General features: G+C 71.6%; 6 protein-coding genes. 2 read left to right on the top strand and 4 right to left on the bottom strand.

Annotated features, from left to right (window positions below):
• Both Q0112_RS04995 and Q0112_RS04990 read right to left on the bottom strand, forming a co-directional pair.
• A partial coding sequence (locus tag Q0112_RS04995; RefSeq protein ID WP_297972281.1) for a helicase-related protein occupies positions 1 to 2,954 on the bottom strand: 2,954 nt, incomplete at its 3' end.
• Between the two features lie 25 nt (positions 2,955 to 2,979).
• Positions 2,980 to 3,525, bottom strand: a complete 546-nt coding sequence (locus Q0112_RS04990) for a tetratricopeptide repeat protein (RefSeq protein ID WP_297972278.1) — start codon at positions 3,523 to 3,525, stop codon at positions 2,980 to 2,982.
• Positions 3,526 to 3,646: 121 nt separating this feature from the next.
• On the opposite strand from Q0112_RS04990, the gene Q0112_RS04985 reads away from it, so the two are divergent.
• The gene (locus Q0112_RS04985) at positions 3,647 to 3,940 is read left to right on the top strand and encodes an SCP2 sterol-binding domain-containing protein (RefSeq protein WP_297972273.1); all 294 of its coding nucleotides are present in this window, start codon (positions 3,647 to 3,649) and stop codon (positions 3,938 to 3,940) included.
• Positions 3,937 to 4,914, top strand: coding sequence for an alpha/beta fold hydrolase (locus tag Q0112_RS04980; RefSeq protein ID WP_297972270.1), 978 nt, complete (start codon positions 3,937 to 3,939; stop codon positions 4,912 to 4,914). Before Q0112_RS04985 ends, Q0112_RS04980 begins: the two co-directional genes overlap by 4 nt.
• A 180-nt stretch (positions 4,915 to 5,094) precedes the next feature.
• On the opposite strand, the gene Q0112_RS04975 is transcribed toward Q0112_RS04980, so the two are convergent.
• Together Q0112_RS04975 and typA are read right to left on the bottom strand one after the other, a co-directional pair.
• A complete protein-coding gene (locus Q0112_RS04975) occupies positions 5,095 to 5,469 on the bottom strand; it encodes a helix-turn-helix transcriptional regulator (protein WP_297972268.1) in 375 nt (124 codons plus the stop codon).
• A gap of 262 nt (positions 5,470 to 5,731) precedes the next feature.
• Positions 5,732 to 7,352, bottom strand: a 1,621-nt coding sequence (gene typA, locus Q0112_RS04970) for a translational GTPase TypA (protein ID WP_297972266.1), incomplete at its 5' end; no start/stop codon positions are given.

Here is a 7,352-nt window from a genome sequence, read left to right as displayed (position 1 = left end):
CGGTCCTCGCGCTTCGGCTTGCGGCCGGCCCCGCCCTGACGCGGCTCGCCCTGCGCCTCCTCGCCGCGGGGCGGGCGTGCGCCCTTCTCGCGGGGCTTGCGCGGCGGGCGGGCGGCGCGTTCGGGGCGCCGGCGCGGGGCGCGGGAGAAGGTGTAGAAGAGCTCCATCTCCTGCGGTTCGCCCTCGGCGGACGCCTCCGCGACCGGGGTCTCGGACGCTGCGGATTCGGCGGCCGCCGCCTCGACCTCGGCTACGCCGGCGGTTGGGGGAAGCTCGGTCGGTGGCGGTGGCACCGGGATCGTGGGCTCGCCGGGGACGGGGATCTCCGGAAGGGGAACGTCCGGCTGCTCGGGGACCGGATCGACCGGGACCGGGGCGTCCGGCTGGTCGGGAACCGGAATCTCCGGGGTCGGGGCGTCGGGCTGAGCCGGGCCCGGGATCTCGGGGGTCGGGGCGTCGGGTTCCGGTTGACCGGCCTCTGTCGGCGCGGGCTCGGCGGGCGCCGGCCCGGCGTCCGCGGGTGGTGCGGGCTCGGCGGACGCCGGTCCGGCGTCCGCGGGCGGCGCGGGCCGCCGGCGCGGGCGGGTGCCCTCGGCCGCGACGTAGCCCATGCCCTGCATGAGCCTGGCGAACTGGTCGAGCGAGAGGCCGGTGATCGAGAGCATCTCGGGTGCCGCCTCGAAGCCGGCGCGGGCGTCGAGGTTGCGGATCATGTCGGCGAGCCGCTCGAGCATGTCGATGCGGATGGCGCGCTCGCCGGCGAGGCGGTAGCCGGCGCGGGGGTAGTAGCCCGGCGGGGCGTCGGGGACGGCGGCGATCGTCACGAGGCCGGGCGGCGGGGCGACCGGGAAGACCGGGAGATTCTCGGCGAGCGACCAGAGCACGAGGCGGAGCCGCGTCGGCGCCGGCTTGAGCAGGAGCGGCATGAAGACGGTGTACTGGCCGAAGCGGACGCCGTGCTTGCGCAGGCCGGCGCGGCTCTCCTGGTCGAGGGCCTTGACCTCGTCGGCGATCTCGGCGCGGGGGATGATGCCGAGCGCCTCGATGAGGCGGAAGGCGATGCCGCGGGCCATGCCGGACAGGGTCTCGTCGGCCTTGAGCGCGAGGAGCGGCTGGAAGAGCAGCGCGATGCGGCGGTCGATCCAGTGCGAGAGCCGGCGGCGGACCTTCTCGGCGATCTCGGGGGCGGCATCGTCGTCGACGAAGGGCTGCACCTCGGGGCTGAGCGCGTCCGGGCCGGCGACGAGCTTGCCGACGGCGTGCTCGCCCCACATGAGGCCGCCCTGCTCGGTGACGTCGATCTCGGTGTCGGGGGCGTTGTAGAAACGGTCGGCGCGCAGGCTGAGCGCCGGGGCCAGCGCGGCGATGCCGGCGGCGCGCAGCGTCCGGGCCTGGTCGGCGTCGGCGGTCGGGTCGAGGAGGAAGCGGAACCCCTCCAGCCGGCCGATGAACTGGTCCTCGACGTGGACCTCGCCATTCTCGGTGACTGTGGCCAACAGGCTCTCCCTCTGCTTCAGCCGGCGCATGAGCACCGACGTGCGCCGGTCGACGAAACGCTGCGTGAGCTGCAGGTGCAGTGCGTCCGACAGCCGGTCTTCTACCGCACGGGTCTCCTCGCGCCAATGGTCCGCATCGTCCACCCACCCCCGCCGCTGGGCCACGTAGGTCCAGGTGCGGATGTAGGCGAGCCGCTTGGACAACGCGTCGATGTCGCCTTCGGTTCGATCGATACGCTCGATCTGGCGCGCGAGCCAGTCGGTCGGGATGCCGCCGCCCTCCTGCAGGAAGCGCAGGATGCGCACGCAGAGGCTGGCGTGCTCGGCGAGGGTGACCTTGCGGAAGTCGGGGATCTGGCAGACGTCCCAGAGCAGGCGGGTGCCGGCGGGGCCGCCGAGGCGGGCGCGCACCTCGGGGATCCGGGCGAGCTCGCGCAGGGTGGCGAGGTCGTCCGCCTCGCGGGCGCGCTGCAGGTCGGGGCGGGCGGGGGCCGCCTCGAGGCTGGCGATCAGCGCCTCGGGGCTGGCGAGGTCGAGGGCGGAGTTGCGCCACTGCAGGCGGGCGAGCGGGCGGAAGCGGTGGTTCTCGATCGCCTCGACCACCTCGGGCTCGAGCGGCGCCGCCTCGCCGGTGACGCCGAAGGTGCCGTCGGTGGTGTAGCGCCCGGCGCGGCCGGCGATCTGGGCGAGCTCGCTCGCGGCGAGGTGGCGGTGGCGGCGGCCGTCGAACTTGACGAGGCCGGAGAAGGCGACGTGGGCGATGTCGAGGTTGAGGCCCATGCCGATCGCGTCGGTGGCGACGAGATAGTCGACGTCGCCGTTCTGGTAGAGGGCGACCTGGGCGTTGCGGGTGCGCGGCGAGAGGGCGCCCATCACCACGGCGGCGCCGCCCTTCTGCCGGCGGACGAGCTCGGCGATGGCGTAGACGTCCTCGACGGAGAAGCCGACGACGGCGCTGCGCGGCGGCATGCGGCTGAGCTTGCGCGGGCCGGTGTAGGTGAGCTTCGAGAAGCGCTCGCGCCTGATGAGCTGCGGGGCGTGGACGAGGCTCGCGATGCGCGGGCGCATGGTCTCGGCGCCGAGGAAGAGGGTCTCCTGCAGGCCGCGGGCGTTGAGCAGGCGGTCGGTGAAGATGTGGCCGCGGTCGGGGTCGCCGCAGAGCTGGATCTCGTCGACGGCGAGGAAGTCGGCGCCGATGTCGGTCGGCATCGCCTCGACGGTGGAGACCCACCAGGCGGCGCGGGGCGGCACGATGCGCTCCTCGCCGGTGACGAGGGCGACGACCGAGGGGCCGCGCAGCGCGACGATGCGGTCGTAGACCTCGCGCGCGAGCAGGCGCAGCGGCAGGCCGATGACGCCGGTGCGGTGCGCGAGCATACGCTCGATCGCGTAGTGGGTCTTGCCGGTGTTGGTGGGGCCGAGAACGGCCGAGACGCGGGCGGCGCCGTCGAAAGCCATGATCCTCTCTCCGGTCGGCCGGCCGCTAGAGCTCGGCGTCCCCCGTCATCTGCTCGAGCCGCTTCACGCTCTCGCTGATGTTCGGCTGGTTGGGGTTGAGCGCCTGTGCCGCCTGCAGCGCCTCGAGCGCGAGGTCGGGCTCGCCCATCGCTTCGAGCATGAAGCCGAGGCCGGAGAGCGCGCCGAAATGTCGGGGGTTGAGTGCCAGGACGTGCTCCACGTCGTTGATGGCGAGCCCGTACTCGCCCATGAGGAAGAAGGCGGTGGCGCGGGCGTTCCAGCCCTCGGCGAAGTCGGGCGCATGGTCGACGAGGGCGCTGAAATGCTCGACCGCCGTGGGAAAGTCCTCGGCCTCGAGCGCCTCGTTGCCGCGGGCGAGGAGGAGATCCATGGCGGGCGAGCCGGACTGCGACCAGATGCGGACGATCTCCTGCTCGACCTTCTGCCAGTCCTGCCGGCCCGGCTGTCCGAGCTCGGCGAGGAGTTCCTCGAGCCGCGCCGCCTGGTCGGCCGGCAGGCTCTCCGGTGGCGGCGCCTCGGTCTGCGGCAGGGCGGGTGCGCCGGTGGCCACCCACAGCCCCAGGGCGAGCATTCCGGCCAGTTGACGCTTTTGAAACCCGCCCATGACTTCTAGATTAGCGATCCGACGCCGGAAATCGAGGGCCAGCGAGCCCGCAGTGCGGAGAGAACACATGGGCGAGATCGTCGACGCCGCCGTCAGGGCGCTGAACGCCAAGCTCGGCGGCAGCGGGATCGACGGTTCGGTCAAGTTCGTCATCGAGGACGCGGGCGCGGTCAGGATCGACGAGGGCGGCGCCGCGCCCGACGACGGGAGCGACGCCGACTGCACGCTGACCGCCAGCGCGGAGACGTTCCAGAGCCTGCTTGAGGGGGATCTCGACCCGACCGGCGCCTTCATGAGCGGCCAGCTGATGGTGGATGGCGACATGGGGCTCGCGATGCGGCTCGGCAGCCTGTTGGCATGACGCGGGAGGGGCCGCTTCCTGCTGCCCCCTTTCACGCCGACGTGGCGGACGCGCCCGCCGGCGCCGAGGCCTTCTGGCTGACGACCGCGGACGGCATCCGTCTGCGGGCGGTCGCCTGGCGCGGCGGACGGCGGGGGACCGCGGTGATCTTTCCCGGGCGCACCGAGTTCGCCGAGAAGTACGGGCGTGTTGCCGCGAGGCTGGTGGAGCGGGGCCTTTCGGTCCTGGTGATCGACTGGCGCGGGCAGGGGCTGTCCGACCGGTATCCGGCGAACCCGATGCTCGGACATATCGAGGACTTCCGCGCCTTCCAGCTCGACGTGGCGGCGCTGCTCGAGCTCGACGGCCGGCTGGAGCTGCCGGGGCCCCGCTACATGCTGGCGCATTCGATGGGCGGCTGCATCGGGTTGCGGACGCTGCTCGAGCGGGCGGACTTCTGCGGGGCGATCCTGTCGGCACCAATGTGGCACCTGCAGATGCGGGCCGCGACGCGCGAGCTGACCGCGAAGATGACCCGGCTCGCCAATCTGGCCGGGTTCGGGAACCGGCTGATGCCCGGGACGAAGCCGCAGCCGACGGCGATCGCGATCGGCTATGCCGGAAATCCGCTGACGTCGGATGCCGACGTCTTCGCCTGGTGCCTGGGCCAGATCACGCGGCATCCCGAGCTGGCGCTCGGCGGGCCGAGCATGCAGTGGACCTATGCCGCGCTGGAGGAGATGGCGCGGCTCTATGTCGCGCCGCTGCCGCGGGTGCCGATGCTGGTCATGCTCGGAAGCGAGGAGACGGTGGTCTCGGCCAGCATCATCCGCAGCCAGGTGGCGAAGATGGCCGAGGGCGCGCTGCTGGAGCTGCCCGGCGCGCGGCACGAGATCTTCATGGAGCGGCCCGAGATCCAGGCCGCGGTCTGGAAGCGGATCGACGAATTCCTGTCGGCCGTTCCCGCCCGCCGCAGCCGCACACCGGCGGTATGACGCCAGCCGAGGCCGAGTCGTTCGACGGCAAGGGTTTACGGGGATTCGCTCGATCCGGAACGCGTATGGAATCCGTATGGAACGGGTATTCCAACCGAAAGGGTCGGGATCGATTCGCTCATGCGGCGAGAGGATCGGGCAGCCCTGGTCTGGCCGCCCGACCGCCCCTCGTACAACCGGTCAGGCGACGTCCGAGAGGACGCGCGCGAGGTCGAACAGCCGGCGGCGCTGCGCCTCCGGGATGGCGTAGTAGGAGCGCACCAGCTCCAGCGCCTCCTTGTCGGCGAGCAGATCGCCGCGCTCGGCGGTCGCGGCCGGGGCGGCCTCGGCCCCCTCGCCCTCGAAACCCTCGAAGAAGAAGCTGATCGGCACGTCCAGCGCCTGGGCGATGTCCCAGAGCCGGGAGGCGGAGATCCGGTTCATGCCGGTCTCGTACTTCTGGATCTGCTGGAACTTGATGCCGACGATGTCGCCGAGCTGCTGCTGCGTCATCCCGACCATCCACCGGCGATGGCGAACTCTCTTGCCCACGTGCACATCAACGGGATGCTTCATTGGATTGGCTCCGTCTGTTATATCGCTGTGTCCTGCCTCAGACTATGCACATATCATGCCAAGCGCTCTAACCCAAGCTGCGAAGCGGCTTTCGCGCTCAATCAGCGGTAATCCGCTTTCTTTAGGGTTGAATTAACCTACAATCAGGGGGCGATCGAATCCGCCATTTCGAATGCGCGATACAACCCTGCCGTGAAATGCAAAGCGGGATTTGCAAAATGCGACGGCTGGGGAATCCGCGAGGCCCCGGTGCCGGCCGGGGTCAGGAGGCGCTCTGGCGGGCGTGGCGCTTGCGCTCGTGGGGGTCGAGGTGGCGCTTGCGCAGGCGGATGTGGCGGGGGGTCACCTCGACGAGCTCGTCGTCCTCGATGTAGGCGATGGCCTGCTCGAGGGTGGGGCGGGCCGGCGGCGTGAGGACGACGGCCTCGTCCTTGCCGGCGGCGCGGATGTTGGTGAGCTTCTTGCCCTTGAGCGGGTTCACCTCCAGGTCGTTGTCGCGGCTGTGCTCGCCGAGGATCATGCCGGTGTAGACCTGCTCGCCGGGGCCGATGAAGAAGCGGCCGCGGTCCTCGAGGTTGAAGAGGGCGTAGGGGACGCTGGTGCCGTCCTCCATGGAGATCAGCACGCCGTTGCGGCGGCCGGGGATCGGGCCCTTGTGCGCGGCCCAGCCGTGGAAGACGCGGTTGAGGACGCCGGTGCCGCGGGTGTCGGTCAGGAACTCGCCGTGGTAGCCGATGAGGCCGCGCGAGGGGACGTGGGCGACGATGCGGGTCTTGCCGCCCTGGCCGGTGCGCATCTCGGCGAGCTCGCCCTTGCGCTGGGAGAGCTTGTCGACGACGACGCCGGCGAATTCCTCGTCGACGTCGATCGTCACCTCCTCGATCGGCTCGAGGCGCTCGCCCTCGACGTCGCGGAAGAGGACGCGGGGGCGGGAGACGGAGAGCTCGAAGCCCTCGCGGCGCATGTTCTCGACCAGGACGCCCATCTGCAGCTCGCCGCGGCCGGCGACCTCGAAGGCCTCGCCGGCGGGGGTGTCGCTGACGCGGATGGCGACGTTCGATTCGGCCTCGCGCATCAGGCGCTCGCGGATGACGCGGGACTGGACCTTGTCGCCGTCGCGGCCGGCGAGGGGCGAGTCGTTGATGCCGATGGTGACGGAGATGGTCGGCGGGTCGATGGGCTGGGCCGGCAGGGGCTCGGTGACGGAGAGGTCGGCGAGGGTGTCGGCGACGGTCGCCTTCGACATGCCGGCGAGGCTGACGATGTCGCCGGCCTCGGCGGTCTCGATCGGGGTGCGGGTGAGGCCGCGGAAGGCGAGGACGCGGGAGACGCGGAAGCGCTCGATCTCGGCGCCGTCGCGGGAGAGGGCGTGGAGGGTCTGGCCGGTACGGATGCGGCCCGATTCGATGCGGCCGGTGAGGAGGCGGCCGAGGAAGGGGTCGGCGGCCAGCGTGGTGGCGAGCATGGAGAAGGGCTCGGCGGCGCGGGCGGCCTGGGCCGGGGCGGGGACGTGGGAGAGGATGAGCTCGCAGAGGGCGTCGAGGTTCTGCCGCGGGCCGTCGAGGTCCGCGTCGGCCCAGCCGGCGCGGCCGGAGGCGTAGAGGACGGGGAAGTCGAGCTGGTGCTCGTCGGCGTCGAGGGTGACGAAGAGGTCGAAGACCTCGTTCAGCGCCCGGTCGGGCTCGGCGTCTGGCTTGTCGACCTTGTTGAGGACGACGATGGGGCGGAGGCCGAGGCGAAGGGCCTTGGCGGTGACGAACTTGGTCTGGGGCATCGGCCCCTCGGCGGCGTCGACGAGGAGGAGGACGCCGTCGACCATGCCGAGGATGCGCTCGACCTCGCCGCCGAAGTCGGCGTGGCCGGGGGTGTCGACGATGTTGATG

The sequence above is a fragment of the uncultured Amaricoccus sp. genome, assembly GCF_937858865.1.
Taxonomy (GTDB): Bacteria; Pseudomonadota; Alphaproteobacteria; order Rhodobacterales; family Rhodobacteraceae; genus Amaricoccus.
The sequence above is the reverse complement of the archived record's forward strand: the minus strand, read 5'-3'. Positions and strand labels throughout refer to the sequence as shown.